Source organism: Ruegeria sp. SAZD013 (genome assembly GCF_059612525.1).
This window is the reverse complement of record NZ_JBXWQT010000022.1, coordinates 25,672-50,345: the sequence shown is the minus strand read 5'-3', so window position 1 is coordinate 50,345 and position 24,674 is coordinate 25,672. Positions and strand designations below refer to the sequence as shown.

General features: G+C 58.5%; 24 protein-coding genes, 1 other RNA gene and 1 riboswitch. Of the genes, 16 read left to right on the top strand and 9 right to left on the bottom strand.

What is annotated here, in order from left to right:
- Nucleotides 1-96 precede the first annotated feature (96 nt).
- On the top strand, nucleotides 97-609 hold the full coding sequence (locus tag AC2FLU_RS12735) for a protein-tyrosine phosphatase family protein (RefSeq protein ID WP_480488864.1): 513 nt from the start codon (nucleotides 97-99) through the stop codon (nucleotides 607-609).
- On the opposite strand, the gene AC2FLU_RS12730 is transcribed toward AC2FLU_RS12735, so the two are convergent.
- A complete protein-coding gene (locus tag AC2FLU_RS12730; protein WP_480520948.1) occupies nucleotides 601-1,008 on the bottom strand; it encodes a hypothetical protein in 408 nt (135 codons plus the stop codon). The two genes, AC2FLU_RS12735 and AC2FLU_RS12730, sit on opposite strands and share 9 nt — an antisense overlap.
- A 91-nt stretch (nucleotides 1,009-1,099) precedes the next feature.
- Nucleotides 1,100-1,318: riboswitch (cobalamin riboswitch) on the bottom strand.
- A 133-nt stretch (nucleotides 1,319-1,451) separates the two neighbouring features.
- Between AC2FLU_RS12730 and AC2FLU_RS12725 the strand changes: the two genes are divergently transcribed.
- Nucleotides 1,452-2,309, top strand: a complete 858-nt coding sequence (locus AC2FLU_RS12725; protein WP_496811999.1) for an alpha/beta hydrolase family protein — start codon at nucleotides 1,452-1,454, stop codon at nucleotides 2,307-2,309.
- Between the two features lie 36 nt (nucleotides 2,310-2,345).
- Here the strand turns inward: AC2FLU_RS12725 and rsgA are convergent, their stop codons facing one another.
- From rsgA to AC2FLU_RS12710, 3 genes are all read right to left on the bottom strand, one after another.
- The gene (rsgA, locus tag AC2FLU_RS12720) at nucleotides 2,346-3,374 is read right to left on the bottom strand and encodes a ribosome small subunit-dependent GTPase A (protein ID WP_496811998.1); all 1,029 of its coding nucleotides are present in this window, start codon (nucleotides 3,372-3,374) and stop codon (nucleotides 2,346-2,348) included.
- Between the two features lie 158 nt (nucleotides 3,375-3,532).
- Nucleotides 3,533-3,631, bottom strand: an RNA gene (gene ffs / locus AC2FLU_RS12715) — signal recognition particle sRNA small type.
- A gap of 39 nt (nucleotides 3,632-3,670) precedes the next feature.
- The gene (locus AC2FLU_RS12710) at nucleotides 3,671-5,539 is read right to left on the bottom strand and encodes a bifunctional 2',3'-cyclic-nucleotide 2'-phosphodiesterase/3'-nucleotidase (protein WP_496808150.1); all 1,869 of its coding nucleotides are present in this window, start codon (nucleotides 5,537-5,539) and stop codon (nucleotides 3,671-3,673) included.
- A 183-nt stretch (nucleotides 5,540-5,722) separates the two neighbouring features.
- On the opposite strand from AC2FLU_RS12710, the gene nudC reads away from it, so the two are divergent.
- From nudC to AC2FLU_RS12695, 3 genes are read left to right on the top strand one after another with little or no spacing between them, the layout of a single operon-like run.
- On the top strand, nucleotides 5,723-6,706 hold the full coding sequence (gene nudC / locus AC2FLU_RS12705) for an NAD(+) diphosphatase (protein ID WP_496811997.1): 984 nt from the start codon (nucleotides 5,723-5,725) through the stop codon (nucleotides 6,704-6,706).
- 39 nt (nucleotides 6,707-6,745) lie between these two features.
- Nucleotides 6,746-7,213: an SRPBCC family protein gene (locus AC2FLU_RS12700; protein ID WP_480520938.1), complete on the top strand. Its 468-nt coding sequence runs from the start codon at nucleotides 6,746-6,748 to the stop codon at nucleotides 7,211-7,213.
- Nucleotides 7,203-7,718 carry a GNAT family N-acetyltransferase gene (locus tag AC2FLU_RS12695; RefSeq protein ID WP_496715505.1) on the top strand — a complete coding sequence of 172 codons (516 nt, stop codon included), beginning with the start codon at nucleotides 7,203-7,205 and terminating at the stop codon, nucleotides 7,716-7,718. The genes AC2FLU_RS12700 and AC2FLU_RS12695 overlap by 11 nt, the downstream gene beginning before the upstream one ends.
- Before the next feature lie 118 nt (nucleotides 7,719-7,836).
- On the opposite strand, the gene AC2FLU_RS12690 is transcribed toward AC2FLU_RS12695, so the two are convergent.
- Nucleotides 7,837-8,670 carry a prephenate dehydratase gene (locus AC2FLU_RS12690; RefSeq protein ID WP_480495966.1) on the bottom strand — a complete coding sequence of 278 codons (834 nt, stop codon included), beginning with the start codon at nucleotides 8,668-8,670 and terminating at the stop codon, nucleotides 7,837-7,839.
- 120 nt (nucleotides 8,671-8,790) lie between these two features.
- Between AC2FLU_RS12690 and AC2FLU_RS12685 the strand changes: the two genes are divergently transcribed.
- From AC2FLU_RS12685 to AC2FLU_RS12665, 5 genes are all read left to right on the top strand, one after another.
- On the top strand, nucleotides 8,791-9,303 hold the full coding sequence (locus AC2FLU_RS12685) for a c-type cytochrome (RefSeq protein WP_480555832.1): 513 nt from the start codon (nucleotides 8,791-8,793) through the stop codon (nucleotides 9,301-9,303).
- A gap of 170 nt (nucleotides 9,304-9,473) precedes the next feature.
- Nucleotides 9,474-11,378, top strand: a complete 1,905-nt coding sequence (locus tag AC2FLU_RS12680; protein WP_496808151.1) for an extracellular solute-binding protein — start codon at nucleotides 9,474-9,476, stop codon at nucleotides 11,376-11,378.
- 1 nt (nucleotide 11,379) lies between these two features.
- Complete coding sequence (locus AC2FLU_RS12675) at nucleotides 11,380-12,474, top strand: microcin C ABC transporter permease YejB (protein ID WP_480474087.1); 1,095 nt, start codon at nucleotides 11,380-11,382, stop codon at nucleotides 12,472-12,474.
- On the top strand, nucleotides 12,475-13,581 hold the full coding sequence (locus tag AC2FLU_RS12670) for an ABC transporter permease (RefSeq protein WP_480520930.1): 1,107 nt from the start codon (nucleotides 12,475-12,477) through the stop codon (nucleotides 13,579-13,581).
- Nucleotides 13,578-15,155 carry an ABC transporter ATP-binding protein gene (locus AC2FLU_RS12665; protein WP_480474085.1) on the top strand — a complete coding sequence of 526 codons (1,578 nt, stop codon included), beginning with the start codon at nucleotides 13,578-13,580 and terminating at the stop codon, nucleotides 15,153-15,155. The genes AC2FLU_RS12670 and AC2FLU_RS12665 overlap by 4 nt, the downstream gene beginning before the upstream one ends.
- 24 nt (nucleotides 15,156-15,179) lie before the next feature.
- Here AC2FLU_RS12665 and AC2FLU_RS12660 read toward each other — a convergent pair whose 3' ends face one another.
- Together AC2FLU_RS12660 and hemN are read right to left on the bottom strand one after the other, a co-directional pair.
- Nucleotides 15,180-17,108: an elongation factor G gene (locus AC2FLU_RS12660; RefSeq protein WP_480474084.1), complete on the bottom strand. Its 1,929-nt coding sequence runs from the start codon at nucleotides 17,106-17,108 to the stop codon at nucleotides 15,180-15,182.
- Nucleotides 17,109-17,317: 209 nt separating this feature from the next.
- Nucleotides 17,318-18,673: an oxygen-independent coproporphyrinogen III oxidase gene (gene hemN, locus AC2FLU_RS12655; RefSeq protein WP_496808152.1), complete on the bottom strand. Its 1,356-nt coding sequence runs from the start codon at nucleotides 18,671-18,673 to the stop codon at nucleotides 17,318-17,320.
- A gap of 61 nt (nucleotides 18,674-18,734) precedes the next feature.
- On the opposite strand from hemN, the gene fnrL reads away from it, so the two are divergent.
- Together fnrL and AC2FLU_RS12645 are read left to right on the top strand one after the other, a co-directional pair.
- Nucleotides 18,735-19,478, top strand: coding sequence for a transcriptional regulator FnrL (gene fnrL / locus AC2FLU_RS12650; RefSeq protein ID WP_496808153.1), 744 nt, complete (start codon nucleotides 18,735-18,737; stop codon nucleotides 19,476-19,478).
- 73 nt (nucleotides 19,479-19,551) lie between these two features.
- A complete protein-coding gene (locus AC2FLU_RS12645; RefSeq protein WP_209507747.1) occupies nucleotides 19,552-19,806 on the top strand; it encodes a GlsB/YeaQ/YmgE family stress response membrane protein in 255 nt (84 codons plus the stop codon).
- 39 nt (nucleotides 19,807-19,845) lie between these two features.
- Here the strand turns inward: AC2FLU_RS12645 and AC2FLU_RS12640 are convergent, their stop codons facing one another.
- Nucleotides 19,846-20,685 (bottom strand): universal stress protein, encoded by an 840-nt coding sequence (locus AC2FLU_RS12640; RefSeq protein WP_480520924.1) that lies wholly within the window; start codon nucleotides 20,683-20,685, stop codon nucleotides 19,846-19,848.
- 201 nt (nucleotides 20,686-20,886) lie between these two features.
- Between AC2FLU_RS12640 and ccoN the strand changes: the two genes are divergently transcribed.
- Genes ccoN through ccoP form a run of 4 tightly spaced genes read left to right on the top strand, consistent with a single transcriptional unit; the run spans nucleotide 20,887 to nucleotide 24,297 of the window.
- Complete coding sequence (ccoN, locus tag AC2FLU_RS12635) at nucleotides 20,887-22,494, top strand: cytochrome-c oxidase, cbb3-type subunit I (protein WP_496808154.1); 1,608 nt, start codon at nucleotides 20,887-20,889, stop codon at nucleotides 22,492-22,494.
- Nucleotides 22,495-22,510: 16 nt separating this feature from the next.
- Nucleotides 22,511-23,239, top strand: coding sequence for a cytochrome-c oxidase, cbb3-type subunit II (gene ccoO / locus AC2FLU_RS12630; protein ID WP_480474079.1), 729 nt, complete (start codon nucleotides 22,511-22,513; stop codon nucleotides 23,237-23,239).
- Between the two features lie 12 nt (nucleotides 23,240-23,251).
- Complete coding sequence (locus tag AC2FLU_RS12625) at nucleotides 23,252-23,437, top strand: cbb3-type cytochrome c oxidase subunit 3 (protein ID WP_496808155.1); 186 nt, start codon at nucleotides 23,252-23,254, stop codon at nucleotides 23,435-23,437.
- The gene (gene ccoP, locus AC2FLU_RS12620; RefSeq protein ID WP_480474078.1) at nucleotides 23,434-24,297 is read left to right on the top strand and encodes a cytochrome-c oxidase, cbb3-type subunit III; all 864 of its coding nucleotides are present in this window, start codon (nucleotides 23,434-23,436) and stop codon (nucleotides 24,295-24,297) included. The genes AC2FLU_RS12625 and ccoP overlap by 4 nt, the downstream gene beginning before the upstream one ends.
- Nucleotides 24,298-24,449: 152 nt before the next feature.
- Here ccoP and AC2FLU_RS12615 read toward each other — a convergent pair whose 3' ends face one another.
- A complete protein-coding gene (locus tag AC2FLU_RS12615; protein WP_480474077.1) occupies nucleotides 24,450-24,608 on the bottom strand; it encodes a hypothetical protein in 159 nt (52 codons plus the stop codon).
- Nucleotides 24,609-24,674: the final 66 nt, after the last annotated feature.

Sequence of the window (24,674 nt, the reverse complement as noted above, 5' to 3'; positions counted from 1 at the left end):
TTTTTTGTTTCAGAAACGGGCTGGTTTCCAACTAAACTGGTCCAGCGGATTTAATGGCTCATTTCTTAAAGAGTACCTTGGGGGAGGACGCACTTCATGTCGCAGCTGGTCATTTTTGCTCTGCAGGTCGGAGGCGGAACGCTTGCCCTTACTTCAATGCCCGGGCGTGGCGGGGATTACGTCGGCGATCTGGATATGATTGCGGCGTGGAAACCGGGCCTTGTGATTTCAATGACGACGGATGTTGAAATGCTTCAGGATGGCGCGCAGCACTTTGGCAGCGACATCCAAAGCCGTGCCAGCCGGTGGGTTCACCTGCCGATCGAAGATTTTGGAGCACCGACGCAGGCGGTTCAGAAGGCCTGGCCAGAGGTCAGCGCCACGGCCCGACATGCGCTGTCGGGCGGTGGCCGGGTTCTTGTGCATTGCCGTGGGGGGTGCGGCAGATCCGGGATGATTGTTCTGCGACTGATGGTTGAATGCGGTGAACGCGCCAGCGACGCACTGGACCGCCTGCGGGCCGTGCGCCCCTGCGCTGTCGAAACCGATGCGCAGCTGGCCTGGGCGTCCCGGATCACCCCGGCACAGGTGGAAGTGGGATCAAGCTGACAGCTGCTGGGGTGCGTAGCCGGTTTTCCGAGGCCGGATCGTTGAAACCTCGATCATGGCGCAAGGCGGGTTCGCGACAATGCCCGAGGGCAGCGTGCTGAATGTAGGTCCGAAGATCAAATCGGCATAGGCATCAAGGTCCCGAATTGCCGTATCAGGGTGCGCCCCGCAGAAAACGCGAACGCTGTCGGATCGCGCTCGGATCGTTGCCATGCACCCTTCCGCGCAATGTGATAGCGCGCTGCTGCCTTCAAATTCGAAATCCTCGCTGGTGGCCGAAACCGCCTGCGCCATGGCTTCGGAAATCGAGCGGGCCAGTCGCGCCAAAGCCGGGCAGGTTTTGCCCGTCCGCTGGCACACTGTTGCGCTGTATTCGTGTGACTTTGTCTTCCAGATCATCCTGCGCCCTCCGCGCGTGGTGGGCTGGAATATTGGGGCAGGTGGGACAGCATTTCGCCGTCAGGACCTGCCCGGACACCCCGCCCGAGTTTCGGTTTCAGTTCCGATGGCAGGTCTCCTGACTTGCGGGTCATTGCTCTGCCGACCTTCCCAGCCCATAGGCCAGTGGTATTTCGGCATTGCTTAACGCTTACAGTTGCGGGGGCAGTCGCGGACTTGGTTGATGCCTGCGTGACCAGACAAACCGCACCGTGTTCCCTTTTCATCCCGACCTCTTGTGGGGGCCGGAAACCATCACACAACCGCTAGCGTCTGATCGCGTTCCGAGTCAAGCCGATCTTTAGGCCGGACGTTTGGTCATGCTGGATGCGGTTTACGTTCCGGCCTAGTGTCGTCAGCATCGAAGGCAGGCAAACCGATTGTTTCAGCGAAAGCCGGGAATCATGTTGGATACGGAACAGACGGTGTTGATCGAAGATTTCCGCTTTCCGTCAGGGTCCGTGACCTTGTCGGCGCGGTTGCATCGGCCAGTGGGTGAGCCGGAAACCGTTGTCGTGCTGAACAGTGCCACAGGCGTGCCGCGTGACTATTATCAACACTTCGCGCGATGGCTGGCTACCGAGCGGGGGATAGCTTGCCTGACCTATGACTATCGGGACTACGGGCTTTCTTTGGTCGGTCGCCTGAAAGACGCAACTGCAACAATGGCGGATTGGGCATTGATCGACATGCCAGCGGCACGGGCCGAATTGCGCAGGCGATTTCCTAAGGCGCAGCACTGGACCATTGGCCATTCGGTCGGTGCGATGCTGGGGCCGGTGCAGCCGGATATCAACCAGATCGACCGTATGATCTGTGTGTGTTCGGGGCTGGTGACTTTGAAAGATCACCCATGGCCCTATCGGGGGTTGGCGGGGCTGTTCTGGTATGGCCATGCACCGCTGATGGTGCGGGCGCTTGGCTATCTGCCTGGCAAAGCAATCGGGTTTGGCTCGGACCTGCCAGCCTCGGTATACTGGCAATGGCGCAAATGGTGCACAGCTCCTCTTAGCTACGTTCCCGAGATCGGGCAGAATTTGCCTGATGCGCATTGGGGCAGTTCTGGAACAGCTGTGGATCTGTTCACGTTCGAAGACGACCAGATGGTTCCGCCCGAGGCGGTTTGGCGCCTTGCCGATCTGTATGGCCCCGGGGCCAGACGCCACCTTCTGAAGCCTGCCGAATTTGGGCTGCCGGAGATTGGTCACATAGGCGCATTTGCCCGGCGCAATGCAGCGGTCTGGCCGCGCCTGATCGCCTGATCAGACGCGACGCAGGTTTTCCATAACACCTTGCAGCTATGGCCGTTTGCGAAGCTTCTTGTCCTGCATGACACCGCGGACCATCTTGCCGAACGCCTTGTCCCGCGCCCGCGATTGCGCAACGGTTTCCGAGTTTCGCTGATCTTCGCGCCGCAGCTTGCGCCAACGGTCCAGCCGCGCCGGATCAAGAACGCCCTTGCCTATTGCGTTCTGCACGGCACAGCCGGGCTCGGTCTCGTGCTGACAATCCGAAAAGCGGCAGCTTTGGCCAAGCTCTGTGATGTCCGAGAACACGTTGTCGATCCCGTCCTGAGCGTCCAACAAACGCAATGCGCGCATTCCCGGCGTGTCAATCAGCCAGCCACCGTTACCCATCCGGTGCAACGCGCGCACCGTTGTCGTGTGCCTGCCCCGTGCGTCGTCTTCGCGAATTCCAGAGGTGGCGAGGTTTTGATCCGTCATGGCGTTGCTGAGCGTCGTTTTACCCACGCCCGACGACCCGACCAGCGCGCCGGTCTGGCCTTTGGGGCACCATGCCAGAACCTTTTCGATATCTGCCGGGTCCAGCGCATTGATCGCCATTACCGACAAAAAAGGGTCCAGAGATTGCACTTGTCCCGAGAAACTGCCGGGGTCATCCGACTGGTCAGCTTTCGTCAGGACAACGACAGGATAACATCCGGCCTGATGTGCCAGCGCCAGATAACGTTCCAGCCGGGGCAGGTTGAAATCGGCGTTGCACGAGCTGACGATGAACAACACATCGACATTGGCTGCTATCAGTTGTGTTGCGGCACCTGTACCGGCAGCCCTGCGTTGCAGCAGGCTGCGCCGGTCCAGAATGTGACGCACGCGGTTTTCGGCGTCGGCGAGGACCCAATCTCCAACGGCATATGAACCGGTCGGATTATCCGGTGTCAGCAAAGGGATATCACCATCCGGGCTCAGCCCGATCAGACGGTCCCGATGTACCGATGCGATACGAAAGGGCGTGTCAGAAGGAAAAACCGCATGCTGCGCGGCAAAGTAAGAGGACCATCCCAGGTCCGAAAGCGTATAAGACATTTATCTGCCTGTTTTCAGAAACAGCAATGCCAACGGATGGCAAGCGCGCATCCGCAGGTCGTGTGTTCAGGCAGTCCGGTGATTCCGGTGAATCAGAACCAGTCTGCCCGAAGGGTTTTCACTACAATCATAAAGCCCTCCTGTGGCTGTGGTTCACGAAGTGAGAGGTTGGACATCGACCCAAGCGGGGCTCGTTGTGGCTGCTTCCTTCCGGACCTGACCAGGTTGGCGAGGCGCTCGCCCGCGCCAACCTCTCGAGTCCGGATATAGGGAAGGCAACGGGAAAAGACAACCCGTCAGAGCGTCAGGCGGATGCGTTCAAATCCCCTGCCATCCGAGCCCAGCAACACGGGATCGAACCTGCGCAACTCATCCAAATATTTCGGGGCGCCCGGACCTGTTCGAAGAATTGTTGTCACGCCCCGCTGCGGCATCAGCGAGAACGGGTAGGGCTGCGTGACGATCGGATCGGGCGGAAGGTGCTGCGCCAGGTAATCCCGCACAAGGTCCTTGATGCTCAGCGGTGGCAGGCTGATGAACTCAGACGTTGTCGCATGCGGGAAATGCCCGCCTCCGCTGGCGCGGTAATTGTTCAGCGCCATAACGAACATCTGCTCCGGTCGTACGGGGCGGCCTGCATATGTCAGATCGCTGATCCGCCTGTGGTCTGGATGGATCATTTTCCCCTGCGCATCGTATCGAGGCGGCTGAGTGGGGTCGATCTGATAAGACAGTCCAAACACGATGTCGAAATTGTACCCGGCCCGTTCAGGGTTGATCAGTTCGGGCTCGGAACCGGGCTTTAACTGGTTGAATACGCTGGCCGACATCTCCAACCAGTCCAGCAGATGCGCGCCGCTGATCCGGATTGCGCGCAGCTCGTTGGGAAACACATGCAGATCCGCGACATGGCGCAAACATATTTCTCCGGCGGGTACCTCGGTATAATGGCGGGGGCCTGAGCGCCCGCCGGATTTGGCAGGCGAAACAACCGACAGAATCGGCAGATCCGCCAGGTCTGTTCCCTGCAAAAGCGGGCGCAGTGCGGCGGCTTGCGCCGCAGCTACAAGGTTCAGCCCGCGATCCGGCGCACAGCAACTGAAATAGCTGTGCAATGTATCCGGGATATGTGCCACCGGTGCCGCAACGGATTGACGGGTCATAGGATGCGCCACCTCACACAGACCCGCAATTTCACGGTCTTCCCCGACGGCTGTGCCGTTGCTGATAACCGGGCGCAGTTCGACGCGGCTATCCCGGATTCGCACTTTGCCGTCCGGCCCGGCGGTCACGGCCAAATCGATAACCCCCAGGTAAGAGCCCGCTGATCCCGGCATGACAACGGGCGTCCCATGTACCAGCCCCGTCAGGTGATCGACCATCGGGGTATTGGCGTGGCTCTCTCCTGGAAGTGTCAGGTGGGTGTGCCCGGCCACAACGGCATCGATGCCTTTGATCGCGGCCAAGGGTATCACGGCGTTTTCCATCCCCGCTACCGGCTCGCTGCCCCCAAGGCCGGAATGGGCAAGCGCCACGATGATATCACAACCCTCGTCGCGCAATGTCTGCGTCCGGGATTTAGCCGCAAGCAGGATATCCTCGACGACGATATCGTCATCCAGATTATGCGCCTCCCAACAGGCCGTTTGCGGCGGAAGAACCGAGAAGATGCCGATGCGAACGGGAATGTCTTCACCGTTCAAAGACACGGTGCGGTCCAAAACGATGTGCCGCTGCCAGGGCTGAGGTCCGCGCGTGCGATACAGGTTGCTACAAATAACTGGGCAGGGGGCTTGCGTCAGGATGTTGCCCAATGTCGCCAGCCCAAACCCGAAATCATGGTTGCCCAGCCCGATCGCGTCATAATCCAGGGCTTCGAACGCCGTCATCATCGGATGGGCAGTGCCACTTTTGGCGGCCCAATCGCCCATTGGGGTTCCCTGCAACGAATCCCCGTTGTCAAACATCAGCACCAGCGCGCGTTCGGCCTCTTGCCGGGCAGCGCGGATCAGGCTGGCGGTGCGCGTCAATCCAACCGTCTGGTCTGGCGTGTCGGTGTAATAGTCAAAACCGGTCAGGTTCATATGCAGGTCGGTTGTGGCCAGAATGCGAATTTTCCCAATGTCACCAATGGGCTGTACCTGCGTCGAGGAGGGGATCTTCACTTTGAGTATTCTGCTATTGAATGTGGGTATTGATTAAATCCATCAAAATTCACTCTAAATGATTTTTCCGAGGCCACCATGCGGCTTTTCAGCGGCAGGGAGGTGGATTTTCTATCCCTGAATAGCCATTGCAACACGGGCCGAGACGTGGCAGCCCTGTGCGCAAGACCAAAAGGAAATCCAATGAAAAACGCAGAGCAGGTAACCTTCGGGGGTTCGGGCCTTGATCGGGCGGCGCAGTATCGCGGAGATGCGGACAAGCTGGCCGAGGCGATGCACAACCCGGCCGCCCGCTGTGTCTTGCTGTGGCGTGGAAAGCTGCTGGTACAGGGTGAGGGGTTGGACCAGCTTGCCATGATCCCGATGACGCATCCGCTGATCAGCAGTGGTCCCGGTGGCGTCATTGAATCCCCGGTGTTTTTGGGTCTGAGCGCTGACAGCGCCCCCGTGTTTGCCGTTGATATTTCCGCATGGGCAGCCGAGGGGCTGGATCTGACCAGTCTGGGCGCCTTCGTGGACAAGTCCGAACAACAACACCCGGATTTACCGCAAGGCCACGTGTTTGCCGAACTGCGCCGGATCATGACACGGCTGTCGGCACGCGACGCGGAACTGGCGGCCACGTCTAAGGCAATAATCGGCTGGCATGAAACACATCGATATTGCGCACGATGCGGTGCCGCCAGCGAGGTGTCGCAAGGGGGATGGCAGCGCAGTTGCCCATCCTGTGGCGGGCAGCACTTTCCGCGCACCGATCCGGTTGTGATCATGTTGATCACGCATGGTGACAGCGTGCTGATGGGCCGGTCTCCGGGCTGGCCTGACGGGATGTTCTCCTTGCTGGCGGGATTTGTTGAGCCCGGCGAAACGCTTGAGGCAGCAGTGCGCCGCGAAGTGATGGAAGAGGCGGGCGTGCCGGTGGGTGCGGTTTCGTACCTGTCCAGCCAGCCCTGGCCGTTTCCGGCCTCATTGATGTTTGGGTGTGCAGGTGAGGCGTTGTCACGCAACATCGTGATCGATCCGGTCGAAATAGAAGAGGCGATGTGGGTCAGCAAATCCGAAATGATGCAGGCCTTTGCAGGCGATCATCCTAGGCTATTGCCAGCGCGCAAGGGGGCAGTCGCTCATTTTCTGCTTCAGAACTGGCTTGCAGATACTCTGGACTGAGGAAACATTGGCTCAGTAATTACGACAGCAAAGGTCAGTATGCAGTTTTCAGCGCGCGAAGATATCGAAGCCCCCATCCAATCGGTATTCGACATGGTGTCGGATTTCGAACGGTTCGAGCGTATGGCAATGCGCCGCGGCATCGATGTGCGCCGTTTGGGCGGTGGCGCAGCGGTGACTGCCGGAACCGAGTGGAATACGGAGTTCAAACTGCGCGGAAAGCCGCGTCAGATGTCAGTGGTTATGACAGATTTCGACAGGCCTTCGCAAATGCGATTTGACGCTGCCAGCAAGGGCATTACCGGGTTCACGACCGTGGATTTTCTGGCCCTGTCCCCGCGCCGGACACGCCTGAGCATCGAGATGTCCCTGGCCGCCAAGTCCCTGCCGGCACGGTTGCTGTTGCAATCCATGAAGCTGGGGCAGTCGAGGTTTCGCAAGCGGTTTCAGGTGCGTCTCAGCGAATTCGCACGCGAGTTGGAGCAGAGGCACCTGCATGGCGGGTAAGACACAAGATCGCACTGCAGGTGTGAAGGGATCGGACCACCTGAGTTTTAAACCCGCATCCGAAACCGATGCCGAAGGGGTCGCTGGCGTCCTTCACGATCTGGTCCTGGCTGGCAAGCGGCGCAAAGCCCACGATGTCGATTTTGCCCTAAGGCACTATATTCGCCATCCGGATCAATTACGATGTACAATCGCCACGGACCCGAATGGTCACGTGCTCGGGTTCCAATCCCTGAAAGATGCGGTCGAAAACAACCCCTACGGCGTGTCAGTGGGGTGGGGCGTGATTGGAACCCATATCCGACCATCAGCCGCCCTGCTTGGGATCGGGCGCGCACTTTTCGCGCACACTCTGGACGCGGCCCTTGCGCGCGGTCTCCCTGCTATCGATGCAACAATTGGCGCAGGCAATACTGAAGGTCTGGCCTATTACGAAGCCATGGGTTTCCGGACGTACCGCACACAAGATGGGTCTGTGTCAAAGGTCTACCGGATTAACCGCTAGAGAGCGACGATTCCAGGCGCAGCGGCACGAGACATGGGGGGCCACCGGCATTGCAAACAGCTTCGAAAAAATGGGCAACAACGAAACAAGCTCAAAGGAATGCCATGGCGAACCGTGATTATCCGCGCGGATGTGCTGCCGGATAGACGCCCAGAACCTCGACATTGGTCGTGAAATGCTCAAGCTCGTCCATGGCCAGCTGCACGTTGCGGTCTTCGGGATGCCCGACAATATCCGCGTAAAACTGCGTCGCGGTGAAGGAGCCGTCGACCATATAGCTTTCCAGCTTGGTCATGTTGATCCCATTGGTGGCAAACCCGCCCATCGCTTTGTAAAGCGCGGCGGGGATGTTGCGGACCTGAAACACAAAGCTGGTGATCATCCCATGATCGCCCCGGCGGGACAAATCCGTTTCGCGCGACATGACAAGAAAGCGGGTCGTGTTGTCGTCATTATCCTCGATATGGCGGGCCAGAACGTTCAGGTTATAGATCTCAGCGGCCAGCTCGCTGGCCAGCGCGGCTGAATGCGGATTGCCTTCCTCAGCCACTTCGCGGGCGGCGCGGGCGTTATCGGGGCTGACGCGGCCGCGAATGCCGTGTTCCTTCAGAAAGCCCGCGCATTGCGGCAGCAGTACCAGATGCGAATGCGCCTCGGTGATGTCTTCCAGTTTTGCACCCGGTACGGCAAGAAGGTTGATGTGCACACGGACAAAGGCCTCATCGATGATATGCAGCCCGCTGTGAGGTAACAGCCGGTGAATATCGGCCACCCGTCCATAGGTCGTGTTCTCGACCGGAAGCATTGCCAGATCCGCAGCACCCGAGCGGACCGATTCGATCACATCCTCGAAAGTGCGGCAGGGCAGGGCTTCCATATCTGGCCGAGCGTTGCGGCAAGCCTCGTGACTGTAGGCGCCGGGTTCCCCCTGAAAGGCAATGCGATTGGTCATTTGGTCGATTCCATGCAACAAGTTCGCGATTTGGTCGTTTCGTCGCGGTGTCTATACCTTGCCTCTCGCAAGGGGAAGCCTTAGACAGCTGCCCAGACAGCTGAAATGGACTCGCGATCAATGTTCGACACGATGACAGTAACCAAGGCCGCCGCAGGCCTGTTCGGCACATTCCTGGTGCTGCTTCTGGCCAAGTGGGGGGCAGATGTCCTCTATTCTTCCGGTGGCCATGGCTCGGCTGAGGCCGCCTACATTATCGAAACCGAAAGCTCGGGCGAAAGCGCCGACGGTGAAGAAGTGGTCTTCGAAGACCTGCTGGCCGCCGCAGACGTCGAGAGCGGCGCAAAAGTGTTCCGCAAATGCACCGCGTGCCACAAGCTGGAAGACGGCGCAAACGGCACCGGCCCCTACCTGTACGGTGTGGTTAATCGCCCGGTCGCCTCGGCCAACGGTTTCACCGGGTACTCGGCCAGTATGCAGGCGCATGGCGGCAACTGGACACCCGAAGCGCTGGATGCCTTCCTGACCAAGCCGGGCAATTATATCTCGGGCACTTCGATGAGCTTTGCCGGCCTGAAAAAGCCGCAGGATCGCGCCGACGTGATTGCCTATCTGCAGACAATCGGCAACTGATTGCCTGAGCGATCAGAACCATTCAAAGCCGCTGCCGCAACGCAGCGGCTTTTTTGTCTGAAGAAACCTTCACAAAGTGCTCACGCATTCTAAACTTGAATCTGCACGTGCTGGCACTTTAGCTAGCGGTTACGACATTGACGGTGACAATGACCGAGAGGATGAGCCACATGAAATCCCTGATGCCTGCTGCACGTGATCTCGAGGTAAGGCCATGGGTTGGCATTTTGGGGCTCTGTGCCGCGCTGATTGCTCCGCATACAGCCCAGGCGCTGGATGAGGGGGTCACCCGCAGCCACGGGTATTCGTATTTCGGAAATCTGGATTACCCGGCGGACTATGCGCATCTGAATTATGTGAATCCCGACGCCCCCAAAGGCGGCGAGCTTTCGCTGGCAGCTTCGGGAACGTTCGATTCCCTCAACCCCTATTCGCGAAAGGGGCGTGCCGGTGCGCTGACCACATTGCAATATGACCGTCTGTTTGAAAGTGCCGAAGACAGTGTCGGGCAGTATTACGGCGTAGTTGCGGAAAGTCTGGAATATGACGAAGGGCGCAATTACGTCATTTTCCATTTGCGCCCCGAAGCAACTTTTTGGGATGGCACGCCTGTCACGGCGGAAGATGTTGTCTACAGCCACCGTTTGTTCATCGAACAGGGCCTGCCATCTTACGCGCAGGCCGTTGGCCGTATGGTGACAGGAGCCGAGGCGTTGGATGACCATACCGTAAAATTTACATTCAATCCCGAAGTCACTCGCCGCAGCCTGATCGAAACCGTCGGCTCAACTCCTGTTTTCTCAAAAGCATGGTTTGAGGCAGATGAGACACGGCGCCTGGATGAACCACGGCTGGAAGTGGCGGTGGGCTCTGGCCCCTACAAGCTCGACAGCTACGACATCAATCGCCGCATCGTTTACAAACGCCGGGACGATTATTGGGGCAAGGACCTGCCTTTCAATGTCGGACGCAACAACTTCGATACAATTCGGGTCGAGTATTTCGCCGATCAGACGGCAGCGTTCGAAGGTTTCAAGGCGGGTGAATATACATTTCGGATTGAAAGTGATCCCAAGCTTTGGGCGACCGGGTATGATTTCCCGAAGCTGGATGAAGGCACCGTTATTCGGGATGAGATCGCAGATGGCAGCCCGCCGACACCTTCGGGCTTTGTCTTCAACCTTGGGAAACCGCAATTCGCCGACAAGAATGTCCGCAAGGGCCTGGCCTTGGCCTTCAATTTCGAATGGACGAACGAGTCATTGTTGTTCGGCCTGAACACGCCGCGGAATTCTTTCACGCAAGGAACCCCGATCGAGGCGCAAGGCCTGCCCGAAGGGGCTGAGCTGGCGTTCCTGCAGGCGTTGGGCGACGTCGTTCCCGAAGATGTCCTGACGGAACCCGCTGTAGTGGCGCACGAATCAAACCCTGCACGCCTGAATGACCGACAAAACCTGCGCAAAGCTGCCAGGTTATTGGACGAGGCAGGCTGGTCCGTCGGCGAAGGCAATATTCGCCGCAATACCGAAGGGCAGACTTTGAAGGTGAATATTCCATATCCTTCAAACCTGCCGACCTCGACCGCAACGATGATCGAAACCTATGTCCAAAACCTGCAATCCATCGGGGTGGATGCCTCGACCGAGAAAGTTGACCCGGCGCAATACACGTTGCGCAGCCGCGAGCGGGATTATGACATGGTCTATTCCACGCGCTACGGGTCGTTTTTGTCTACCGGGGGCGGTCTGAGCCAGATGTACGGATCGGAAGAAGCGGCTTTTAGCCTGTTCAATCCGGCAGGTCTGGCCAGCCCCTTGGTCGACGCGATCATCGAGGCGTCCTTTGAAACTGACAATCAGGCCGATCAGGACACGGCGTTAATGGCTTTGGATCGCGCCTTGCGGTACGAGTTTTTCGTAATCCCCGTGGGGTACATCGCAGAATACTGGACAGCATATTACGATATGTACGAATACCCGGAAAACCTGCCGCCCTATTCGCTGGGTTATCTGGATTTGTGGTGGATCAATCCGGAAAAACAGGCTGCGTTGAAAGCGAAAGGCGCGCTGCGATAACATGGGCGCCTATATTCTAAGACGCTTATTGCTGATCATTCCGACTCTTCTGGGTATCATGATCGTCAACTTCACGCTGGTCCAGTTCGTACCTGGTGGGCCGGTCGAACAGATCATCGCGCAAATCGAAGGTCAAGGTGACGTATTCGCCGGGTTTGCCGGGGGGGGCGACGCCGGAGCGGGTTCCGAACCGGCGGGCGGTGTCTTCGACGACAAATATGTCGGCGCACGCGGCCTTCCGCCCGAGTTTATTGCCGAGCTGGAAAAAGAATTCGGCTTCGACAAGCCTCCGCTTGAACGGTTCCTGATCATGATGGGCAACTATCTGACGTTTGATTTCGGCGAGAGTTATTTCCGCTCGATCAGCGTGATCGATCTGGTGCTTGAAAAGATGCCGGTCTCGATCTCGCTGGGGCTGTGGTCGACCCTGATTGCCTATCTGGTCTCGATCCCGCTGGGTATTCGAAAGGCGGTCAAGGATGGATCGCAATTCGATACCTGGACAAGCGGGGCGATTATTGTGGCCTATGCCATTCCGGGCTTTTTGTTTGCGATCCTGCTGCTGGTGCTCTTCGCTGGCGGATCATATTGGCAAATCTTCCCGCTGCGTGGCCTGACGTCGGACAATTGGGACAGCCTGAGTTTCTTTGGCAAGATCACGGATTATTTCTGGCACATAGCGCTGCCGACGATTGCGTTGACGATCTCGGCCTTTGCGACGCTGACCCTGCTGACCAAGAACTCGTTTCTGGACGAGATCAAGAAACAGTACGTCATGACAGCCCGCGCCAAAGGGTTGAGCGAGCGCAAGGTGCTCTATAATCATGTCTTCCGCAACGCGATGCTTATCGTGATCGCAGGGTTCCCGGCCGTGTTCATCGGTGTGTTCTTCGGGGGGTCGATCATTATCGAGACGATCTTTTCGCTGGATGGTCTGGGCCGATTAGGGTTCGAGGCTGCCGTTGCGCGCGATTATCCGGTGATCTTCGGCACGCTGTTCATCTTCGGTCTGATGGGGCTGGTCGTCGGCATCATCAGCGACCTGATGTATGTGCTGGTCGACCCGCGCATCGATTTCGAAAAGCGGGAGGGGTAAATGGCTTTGTCCCCGCTGAACCAGCGCCGCTGGAGCAACTTCCGCCGCAACAGACGGGCCTTCTGGTCGCTGATCATCTTCTCGATCCTGTTTGGCCTGTCGCTCTTTGCCGAGTTTATCGCCAACGACAAACCCATCCTTGTGAAATACCGGGGAGAGTACTTTACGCCGATCTTCAACTTCTATGCCGAAACCGAATTTGGCGGCGATTTCCAGACCGAAGCGATCTATCGCGACCCCGAAGTTCAGTGCCTGATCGACAGCGGTGGATTGGAAGACTGTTTCGATGATCCCGAAGGCATCATCGAACAGATCGACGCCGGAACGTTCCAGGCTGAGGGTTTTGAACGCGGCTGGTCGCTCTGGCCGTTGATCCCCTATTCCTTCAATACCTCGGTGGACCGCCCCGGCGCGGCGCCCCTGCCGCCCAACGGCCAGAATCTGCTGGGTACCGATGATACCAAGCGCGACGTGCTGGCCCGCGTGATTTACGGCTTTCGTTTGTCGATCCTGTTCACGCTGCTTGTGACGGGCGCGGCAAGCCTGATCGGGATTTTCGCCGGGGCCATACAAGGGTTCTTTGGTGGGTGGCTGGACCTGATCTTTCAGCGGATCATCGAAATCTGGTCCGCAACCCCGTCGCTTTACGTCATCATCATCATGTTTGCGGTGCTGGGGCGAAGTTTCTGGTTGCTGGTCGCGCTGATGATCCTGTTCAGTTGGACCGGGCTGGTCGGAGTGGTCCGCGCCGAGTTCCTGCGGGCGCGGAACCTTGAATATGTGCGCGCCGCGCGGGCGCTGGGTGTTGGCAACATGACGATCATGTTCCGTCATATGCTGCCCAATGCGATGGTGGCCACGCTGACCTTCATGCCGTTTATCGTCACCGGAACCATCGGCGGGCTGGCTTCGCTGGATTATCTGGGCTTTGGTCTGCCGTCCTCGGCCCCCTCGCTGGGAGAGCTGACCTTGCAGGCCAAGCAGAACCTTCAGGCCCCGTGGCTGGCCTTCACCGCCTTCTTCACCTTTGCCATCATGCTGTCGCTGCTGGTCTTCATCTTCGAAGGCGTTCGCGATGCGTTTGATCCCAGAAAGACCTTCTCATGAGCTTGCTGGATGTGAAAAACCTCAAGGTCTCGTTCCGTCAGGATGGGCAGGTCAACGCGGCGGTCAAAGGCGTGTCCTTCACTGTGGACCGGGGTGAAACCGTCGCGCTGGTGGGCGAATCCGGATCAGGAAAATCCGTGACGGCGTTATCGACCGTTTCCCTGCTGGGCGACAGCGCGTTGGTCGACGGCTCGGTCACCTATGACGGGCAAGAGATGATTGGCGCCTCGGAACAGCGTCTGATGGATGTGCGGGGCAACGACATCAGCTTTATCTTTCAGGAGCCGATGACCTCGCTGAACCCGTTGCACACGATCCAGAAACAGATGGCTGAATCGCTGGCCCTGCATCAGGGTGTGGCGGGCGATGTGGCGAGGGACAGGATTGTCGAGTTGCTGACCAAGGTCGGTATCCGCGATCCTCAAGACCGGCTGGACAGCTATCCGCATCAGTTGTCGGGCGGTCAGCGGCAACGGGTGATGATCGCAATGGCCCTTGCCAACAAACCGGACATCCTGATCGCGGATGAGCCGACAACGGCTCTGGATGTGACCATTCAGGCGCAGATCCTCGAACTGCTGGCTGAATTGCAGAAATCGGAAAACATGGGGATGCTGTTTATCACCCATGATCTGGGCATCGTGCGCCGCATCGCCGACCGGGTCTGTGTGATGAAAGACGGCGAGATTGTCGAAACCGGCGTGACGGCCGAGATATTCGAAAACCCGCAGCACCCCTATACCCGCAAACTTCTGGCGGCGGAGCCGTCGGGTCGGCCTGAACCCGTTGCCTCAGATGCGGAAGAGGTCGCACGCACCGACCACCTTAAGGTCTGGTTTCCGATCCAGCGCGGGTTTCTGAAGCGAACGGTTGGATATGTGAAAGCGGTGAACGACGCGACCCTTAGCGTGCGCGCGGGTGAGACGTTGGGGATTGTTGGCGAAAGCGGGTCAGGCAAGACCACGCTGGCGCTGGCCATGATGCGGCTGATCGCGTCCGAGGGTGGCATCACCTTTCGCGATCAGGACGTGCGCAAATGGTCCACGCGGGAACTGCGCCGGTTGCGCAAGGACATGCAGATCGTGTTTCAGGACCCGTTTGGCAGCCTCAGCCCGCGGATGACCTGCCAGCAGATCATTGCGGAAGGTCTGGCCATTCACAAAGTCGACCCGGACCGCGCGCCACGCGAACTTGTGGCCGAGGTGATGACCGAAGTGGGGCTTGATCCGGCGACGATGGATCGATACCCGCACGAGTTTTCTGGCGGTCAGCGTCAGCGCATCGCCATTGCGCGCGCGATGGTTCTGCGTCCCAAACTGCTGGTTCTGGACGAGCCGACCAGTGCGCTGGATATGACCGTTCAGGTTCAGATCGTCGATCTGCTTCGCAATCTGCAACAGAAATACGGGCTGGCCTATCTGTTCATCAGCCATGACCTGAAAGTGGTCCGTGCCATGTCGCACAACGTGATCGTCATGCGAAACGGCGATGTGGTCGAAATGGGCGCGGCAGAGGATTTGTTCGAAAACGCCCAGACCGACTATACCCGCGAATTGATCGCAGCGGCGGGCTGAGAACAGCCCGCCCGGTGTCGCGAGTCAGGCGCTGGCTTTTTCTCGCGCCGATGACTGGGGCACAGGCCCGCGCAGTTCTTCATAGTGATCAAAGCTCAGCTTGACCCACCCAGTTCCACGTGTGGCACTGGCAAGGGTGCGGTGCAGCTCGTCCTCGGCAACGGCGGGCAACTGGGCGTTGAATATCTCCCAGCCCGTTGCATTCGGGTTGCCCTCAAATCCCAGAACCTGCCCCTGAAGGGTGCTGATCGTTGGTACGAGATCGCCCACAAAGGCCGAGGGTAAGTGTATCTCGGCGCTCAGGATCGGTTGCAGGACCACAGGTTTGGCTTGCGGCAATGCCTCGCGCACGGCGTTCTTGCCTGCGGTCCGGAAGGCATAATCCGAACTGTCCACATTGTGGTGTTTGCCATCGCTCAGGGTCACTTTGACATCAACTACGGGAAAGCCTTCGGGGCCTTGTTCCAATGCGTCCTTGGCTCCGTGTTCCACAGACGGGATGTAGTTCTTGGGAACGGCGCCGCCCTTGACCACCTCATCGAACTGGAACCCCGATCCGCGCGGCAATGGCGCGACCGATATTACCACATCCGCGAATTGCCCCGCGCCGCCGGATTGCTTGCGATGGCGATGGCGATGCTCAACCGTTGCGCGGATGGTTTCGCGATAGGCGGTTTCCACCTGTTCCGCCTCGATCTCGATCCCGAAATCCTCTGCCAGCTTGGCGGTCACGCGGCGCATATGTTGCGGACCTTGCGAGCCCAGAATCGAATGGCCGCTCATCTCATCCTGTTGCAGATGCAGGCCCGGATCGATTTCGGCCAGACGGCTCAGGGCGTTTGACAGGCGCACATCGTCCCGCTCATGCGCGGGCGAGACGACTTGACGATGCGCAACCGGATGAGAAGACGCCCATTCCGGCAACTCTGTCGCGGAGGAACTGTCATAAATGTATCCGGGGTTGAGGTGATCGGATTTGACCGCCAGTCCGATCTGCCCGGCCTCCAGCGCGGCGATCTGGGTCTTGGCGTCCAGTGTTGTCAGGTTGCCGACCGTTTCACCGCCCAACGCCTCATGGGCTTTTACCCCGTCCCCAAGGCCGCGCAGAACGATGATCTTTCCGATATGCTTTTTGACATCCGCAAAGCCCGCGATGGCACGGGCGTTTTCGGCGGCCTCGTCTCGTCCGGCGGCGATATCAAACTCGGGGGCCTCATGACGCAGCGCTTTCATCAGGCGCGTCAGCCCGTTGCCGTGGCTTGCGGCGCCCAGACAGGCTGGGATCAACTGATGATTCTGCAAAACCTGCGCGGCCAGCTCATAAACCTCATCGCTTGGGGGCTGTTTGTCTTCAATCAACTGTTCCAGCAGGTGGTCATCGAAATCGGAAAGTGTCTCAAGCAACTCGGTCCGGGCTTCCTGCTCGCGATCCTCGACAGATTTGGGCAGCTCTATCAGGGCCGACGGCTGGCCCTCCTGATACTTCCACGCCCGTTCCGAGATCAGATCGACCGCGCCGATGATCGTGTCGCCCTCGCGGATCGGAACCTGACGCAGGGCGATGTGGTGCGTGCAGTAGGTTTGCAGCGCCGCGATGATGTCGCGGATGCGGCCATTGGGGTTGTCCATGCGGTTGATGAAAAGAAAACAGGGAATGCCTGCCTCTTCCACCAGCCGAAGATACGGCGCACACAGCACGGCGGCATTTGGATCGGGCGGTACCACGATAACGGCAGCATCCGAGATCGCCATGGCTGGGCCGACATACGCGAGGGAATCGCCACCCCCATCCACGTCGATCGCGCACCAGGGCTCGTCCAGGTAAGAAAAACCGTGCAAGTGCACGGTTCCGGAAACATCGAATGTGGTCGGGCGCCCGTCGAGGCGGCTGATGGCCTCGACCAGGGTAGATTTGCCCGACTGGCTGGGCCCGAGGACGGTGAATACGCGCATGAGTGTTGTCCCTCTTTCAGGTTGCAGAATGGCTGCACGAAAAGGGCCGTCCGACGCAGTCGCGTCAGCTAGGACTGTCTGTAATTTGCCCGCCTCAGGCCGCAGGGCGAAACATCACCCCACAGCTTGAGTGTGGAAAAAACCGCAGGCGTGCGTCAAGCCCCCGATGTGTTTTGTACTCAACGGGCTGAATGTTGCCCGAAAAAAGGTCAGATCGCCGAGCTGTGCCCGGCTTTGCTGAGGTCGTATGCGTCGAAGCTGCGGGCAACCATCCGGGTCAGCGCCCTCGCCTCGGGGGGGATGAACAGCCCTTCCTCGCTGATTTGCAGCAGCCCGTCGAATGAGGCGTTGGCGGCACGATACATCTCATTCAGCGCTGCGGCCGAGATATCGTGATCGCGCAGGATTTCAGCCGAATCGATCCGGAAATCGCACATCAGCGCTTCGATCAGACGGGCGCGCAGAATATCCTGACCTTTGAACAGGTGCCCGCGGGATGTCGAAAACTGCCCGTTGCGGATGGCTTTTGTATGGGCGGATGTGGCCGGGGCATTCTGCGCATAGCCTTGTGGAAAGCGCGAGATCGAGCTGGCCCCGACACCGATCAACACATCGGCCTGATCGTCGGTATAACCCTGGAAGTTCCGCTTCAGACGACCCGCGCGCAGGGCCTGGGTCAGCCCGTCATCCTGCGTGGCAAAATGGTCGATGCCGATCTCGGCGTAGTTGTCCCACAGGAACAGGCGGCGGGCGGTGTCGAACAGTTCCAGCCGTTGTTCGGGCGTTGGCAGTGCGTCCGACGGGATCAGCTGCTGCCGTTTGGCCATCCACGGCACATGGGCGTACCCATAAAGCGCCACGCGGTCCGGGCTGAGCGACAAAAGCTTCTGCACGCTTTCCGTCATCCGGGCCTTCGTCTGGTGTGGCAGCCCGTAAAGGATATCCGCGTTCAGGCTGGCAATGCCACGTGCGCGGATCATGTCGATCGCGTCGCGCGTTGTATCGTAGCTTTGAATGCGGCCAATGGTCTTCTGGATTTCATCGTCGAAATCCTGCACTCCGATCGAGGCGCGGTTCATGCCTGCCTCTGCCAGCGCATCCAGACGCGCCTCGTCAATCTCGTTCGGATCGATTTCAACCGAAAACTCGGCGTCCGGCCCCATGGGGACGATCCCCAGAATGTGCCGTGCCAGATCACGCATCAGCTGGGCGTTCAGCAACGTTGGCGTACCGCCGCCCCAGTGCAGGCGCGACAGCACCACGCCCGCGGGCAGGCGCGCCGCCAGCAGGTCCAGCTCGGCTTTCAGAACATCCACATATGCAATCACCGGATTGTCGGTTTGTGTGCCTTGCGTCCTGCAGGCGCAGAACCAGCACAGCCTGCGGCAGAACGGGACGTGGATATAAAGGGATATGGCGCTGCCGGGCTCGATTCCCGAAATCCAGTCGCCAAACATGTCCGCCCCCACGTCATTGTTGAAATGGGGCGCTGTGGGATAGCTTGTGTAACGCGGTACTTTCGCGTCAAAAAGTCCAAGCTTTGCCAATTGTGGTTTCACTATCATGACGATACCCTTAGGGGGCAGGCGACTTAGGTGCTTTGACGGAGATCAAGTGGAAACGCAGATGACAATAAAAGCACAGTTCGATCATTCAAATTGCGCAGACTGCCCGATACGACATCGCGCGGTCTGCGCCCGCTGTGACGCTGGCGAGCTGGAAGCGCTTGATGCCATTAAGTATTACCGCAGTTTCGAAGCGGGTCAGACCATCATCTGGTCGGGCGACCAGATGAATTTTGTCGGTTCAGTCGTCGCGGGAATCGCGTCGCTGACACAAACGATGGAAGACGGGCGCACCCAGATGGTTGGTCTTCTCTTGCCCAGCGATTTCGTCGGTCGCCCGGGGCGCGACATTGCGCCTTACGATGTGCAGGCGACAACGGATGTCGTGATGTGCTGTTTCCGCAAGAAACCATTTGAAGAGCTGATGGACGAAACGCCACACATCGCGCATCGCCTGCTACAGATGACGTTGGACGAGCTTGATGCTGCCCGTGAATGGATGCTGGTTCTGGGTCGCAAGACAGCGCGCGAAAAAATCGCCAGCCTGATATCGATCATTGCCCGCCGGGATGCGTCGATTGGTCAAAAGGGCCTGTCGGGACCGATCGTGTTCGATCTGCCCCTGACCCGAGAGGCCATGGCGGATTATCTGGGACTTACGCTTGAGACGGTCAGCCGCCAGATCTCAGCTCTGAAAAAGGACGGTTTGATCTTGCTGGAAGGCAAACGTCACGTGACCATCCCCGATCTTGGCCGGCTCATGGAAGAAGCAGGCGACGATTCCGATGGCGGGTTTCTGGTCTGACCGGTCTTTCGCTCGGCAGAACTCGCTTACCGCGACCATCCGGTCGGTTCACGAACTAACATAGGAGTGTGGCATGGGGTTCAGCAGTCTGTTGGCAATGCTGTTCATTGGCGCAATCGCCGGATGGCTGTCGGGAAAGATCATGGAGGGCCGTGGGTTCGGCCTGATCGGCAACATTATCGTCGGCATCGTCGGTGCGTTCCTGTCGGGCATGATCTTTCCGGCGCTAGGATTTTCTGTTGGCGGGGGCCTGTTGTCGTCGATCCTTTTCGCAACAATTGGGGCCGTGATCCTTTTGTTCCTGATCGGCCTCATTCGTCGGGGGTGAAAAAAGCCGCCTGTCGAGGCGGCTTTTTGCTTGTTTAGGTCAGTGCGCCAAGAACACCGGAACCGAGGATTGTTCCAGCATGTTCCGGGTCGCCCCGCCCAGAATGGCTTCGCGAAAGCGGGAGTGGCCATAAGCGCCCATCACAATCATGTCCGATTCGGTATCCGTCGCGTGGCGATTAAGGATATCCGAGACGCGGGTCATGGTCTTGCTGAGCACATCGATCTCGCATTTGACACCATGACGGGCCAGCATCTGGGACAGCATCCCACCCGGGTCCGACCGGTCTGGCCCATGCTGTGGTGGGTCAATAACCACAATACGGACGATCTCGGCCCGTTTGAGGAAGGGCAGGGCCCGCCGGATGGCGCACATGGCCTCGACGCTTTCGTTCCAGGCGATCATGATGTTGCCCGGCGCTTTCAACGGCGCACTGCTGTCGGGAACCACAAGAACCGGGCAATGTCCTTCGAACATGGCCGCTTCGATAATGGGCTCGGCCTCGGCCCCCCGACCTTCACCATACGGATGTGGCAGGATCACAAGGTCGGAAAACCGGGCCCGGTGCGCGACGTGGCGCCCGATATCGGCAATTTGTGCAACGCCGTGTTCGGCGGACCAACGCACGCCGGATTTGCCGAGATAGTCATTGGCAAAGGCCAGCAAATCCTGTGCCTCGGCATTGGCCCGGTTCAGCGTTTCCTGAACGATCAAAGCATTGGCACCCGCATAATAGTAACCTGTCTGACTGCGATCGACGCCCAGACACAGGACTTCGGCATGGGCATCCTGAGCCTCGGCCAGGGCCACAATCTGCGCCAAAGCAGCCTGTGCAGTCTGCGTTTCGGTCATGACTGTGAGAAGAGATTTGTACGCCATTTTGACCTCATTTTTCGGGCAATTGGTCTCATGTGACCTGTTAGCCCTTTTCTACTACCATGCGTGTCATAGAAAACGCTGGACTGTCTTGATACAGATCAAAGCAATGAAGGTGGCCGTGCTTCAGAACGGCAGCCAGTCAAATGGGTTTCGCGCGTCATAAGAATCAAAAGCGCGCGGAGCATGGCAAAGGGACGCAATATGTCGAATTACATCAAGCTGATCGTGCTTGGTCTGATCGCGCTGTTTGCAGCGATCGGAACCAATTATGCACGCGATTTGGCGTATCAGGTACATGCGCTGCTGGTGATGCTCATCGCCGGTGGCCTGTTCATCTGGACGCTTCGAAACACTGACGAGCCAGATATTCAGATCGACCGCTCGGGCGAATACATGGATGGCGTGATCCGCTATGGCGTGATCGCAACTGCCTTTTGGGGCGTGATCGGGTTCCTCGCCGGGACGTTTATCGCGTTTCAGCTGGCGTTTCCGGCACTGAACTTCGAATGGGCGCAGGGTTATTTGAATTTTGGTCGTCTGCGTCCGTTGCACACTTCGGCGGTCATTTTTGCATTTGGCGGTAACGCATTGATCGCAACCTCGTTCTATGTGGTTCAGCGTACCAGCGCGGCGCGGCTTTGGGGCGGCAACCTCGCGTGGTTCGTGTTCTGGGGCTATCAGCTGTTCATCGTTCTGGCCGCAACCGGCTATGTGCTGGGCGGAACGCAGTCCAAGGAATATGCCGAACCTGAATGGTATGTCGATCTGTGGCTGACCATTGTTTGGGTCGCCTATCTGGCGGTCTACCTGGGTACGATCATCAAGCGGAAAGAACCCCACATCTATGTGGCCAACTGGTTCTATCTGGCCTTTATCGTCACCGTCGCCATGCTGCATCTGGTCAACAACATGACCATCCCGGTCAGCATCTGGGGTTCGAAATCGGTCATCGTCTGGTCGGGTGTGCAGGATGCCATGATCCAGTGGTGGTATGGCCACAACGCTGTGGGCTTCTTCCTGACCGCGGGTTTCCTGGGCATGATGTACTATTTCATCCCGAAACAGGCCGAACGCCCGGTGTTTTCGTACAAGCTGTCGATCATCCACTTCTGGGCGCTGATCTTCCTGTATATCTGGGCCGGTCCACACCACCTGCACTATACCGCGCTGCCTGACTGGGCGTCGACGCTGGGTATGGTGTTCTCGGTGATCCTGTGGATGCCGTCCTGGGGCGGTATGATCAACGGTCTGATGACGCTGTCGGGTGCCTGGGACAAGCTGCGCACCGATCCGGTGATCCGCATGATGGTCATCTCGGTCGGCTTCTACGGCATGTCCACCTTTGAAGGTCCGATGATGTCGATCCGTGCTGTGAACAGCCTCAGCCACTACACCGACTGGACCATTGGTCACGTGCATTCAGGCGCGCTGGGCTGGAACGGCATGATTACCTTTGGCGCGCTGTACTTCCTGGTGCCCGTGCTTTGGAAGCGCGAGCGTCTGTACTCGCTGCAGATGGTCAGCTGGCACTTCTGGCTCGCCACGATCGGCATCGTGCTTTATGCCGCGTCGATGTGGGTCACCGGTATCATGGAAGGCCTGATGTGGCGTGAAGTGGATGCAAATGGCTTCCTGGTGAACTCGTTCGCTGACACCGTGGCCGCCAAGTTCCCGATGTATGTGGTGCGTGCTCTGGGTGGCGTTCTGTTCGTCGCTGGCGCCGTGATCATGTGCTACAACCTGTGGATGACTGTGCGGAAAGCGCCGGCCAAAGAGGCCAGCCTGACCGTCGCGGTCCCTGCTGAATAGAGGGAGGGCCGGAGCAATGGCAATTCTCGACAAACATAAGATCCTCGAGACCAACGCGACCCTCCTGCTGATCTTCAGCTTTCTGGTCGTGACCATCGGTGGCCTGGTGCAGATCACCCCGCTGTTCTATCTTGAGAACACCATCGAGAAGGTGGAGGGCATGCGCCCTTACACCCCTCTCGAAATGGCAGGGCGTGAAATTTACATCCGCGAAGGTTGCTATGTCTGCCACAGCCAGATGATCCGCCCGATGCGGGACGAGGTCGAACGTTATGGCCACTACTCGCTGGCGGCTGAATCGATGTATGACCACCCGTTCCAGTGGGGATCAAAGCGTACCGGACCTGATCTGGCGCGTGTCGGTGGCCGCTATTCGGATCAGTGGCAGATGGACCACCTGCGCGACCCTCAGTCTGTGGTGCCTGAATCGGTGATGCCCAAATACGGCTTCCTCGAACATCGCAAGATCGACGGCAAGTATATCGGTGACATCATGGCGACCAATGCGGTTGTCGGCACCCCTTATACCGACGAGATGCTGGAAAACGCGGTTGCCGATTTCAGCGCGCAGGCCGACCCGGACAGTGACTACGACGGTCTGCTGGAGCGGTACGGTGACAAGGTCAACGTACGCAACTTCGATGGTCAGCCTGAACTGACCGAAGCCGACGCGCTGATCGCCTATCTGCAAATGCTGGGTACGCTGGTCGATTTCTCGACCTTTACCCCGGATGCAAGCCGTTAACAGGAGGGTGGGATGGAAGAATACACACTTCTTCGACAGTTCGCGGATAGCTGGATGCTGCTTGTGTTGTTTGCCTTCTTCGTTGGCATCTTGATCTGGGTTTTCCGCCCCGGTGCCAGCAAGGAATACAAGGACACTGCCAACATCCCCTTCCGGCATCAAGACAAACCCGCCACACCCAAGGAGGCGCGGCAATGAGCAAGACACCTGATAAACAGCCGGGCGATCCAAATACAACCGGGCACAGCTGGGACGGGATTGAGGAATTCGACAATCCTATGCCGCGCTGGTGGCTATGGACCTTCTACGCCACCATCTTCTGGGGCGTGATCTATACGATCATGTTTCCGGCCTGGCCCTTGGTCCACGGCGCGACAGCCGGTGTGCTGGGATGGTCAACCCGAGAAAACGTTCAGCAGGACATGGTTGCCTTCGAAGAGGCAAACGCGCCCTGGAACGCCAAGCTGGTGGAAACTTCGCTGGAAGACATCGCCAAGGATGCAGAACTGCAGCAATATGCCGTGAACTCGGGAGGTGCGGTGTTCCGGACCTGGTGCGCACAATGCCATGGTTCGGGTGCGCAGGGTGCGCCGGGTTTCCCGAACCTGTTGGATGATGCCTGGCTGTGGGGCGGAACGCTGGACGATATCGTTTACACCGTCAGCTACGGTATCCGGAACGAAGAAAGCGCCGATGCGCGCTATTCCGAGATGCCGGCATTTGGCGAAATCCTCGAACATGAGGAAATCACGCAGGTGGTCCAGTACGTCATGTCGCTGAGCAATGCCCAGACCGACGATGCGGCAGCGCAGGCAGGTAAAGTTGTCTTCGAAGACAACTGTGCGGCCTGCCACGGCGAGGATGGCACAGGCGATATCTTCCAGGGTGCGCCGAACCTGACTGACGCGATCTGGCTTTACGGTGGCAGTGAAGAAATGCTGACGGAAACCGTAACTTACAGCCGCTTTGGTGTCATGCCGAACTGGGATACCCGCCTGACCGAGGCGCAGATTCGCGCCGTATCTGCCTATGTCCACCAGTTGGGCGGCGGTCAGTAAGATCTAAAGAACACCTTCGGGCGGTTCGCCGCCCGAAGGCTGGGGCACCGGCTGTTCCATCTGTTCGCGCGTTTCCTGAACAGCCGGTGCTTTTTTCCCACAATAAGGCCACTTAAACCTGTGGTCCAGATTCAGGTTTACTGTTACCTGCGTCAAAAGTTGTTCGGATCCACCTCGCGCGGGTTTTTAATCCACCAATGACCTTCCGGCAGCCAACGGCGTTTGTGGCGACCCGGTTTTGGCACATCGCGAATATGCGGCGCATTGATCCGGGTTGCGGTCATGAAAGATCTGGCAAAAACGGTCAGCATGGTTGGTCTCCTCTGCAAGGGTATCTCTGCAATAAAGATTGACCTTTGAAGTGCTGAATGCGACTC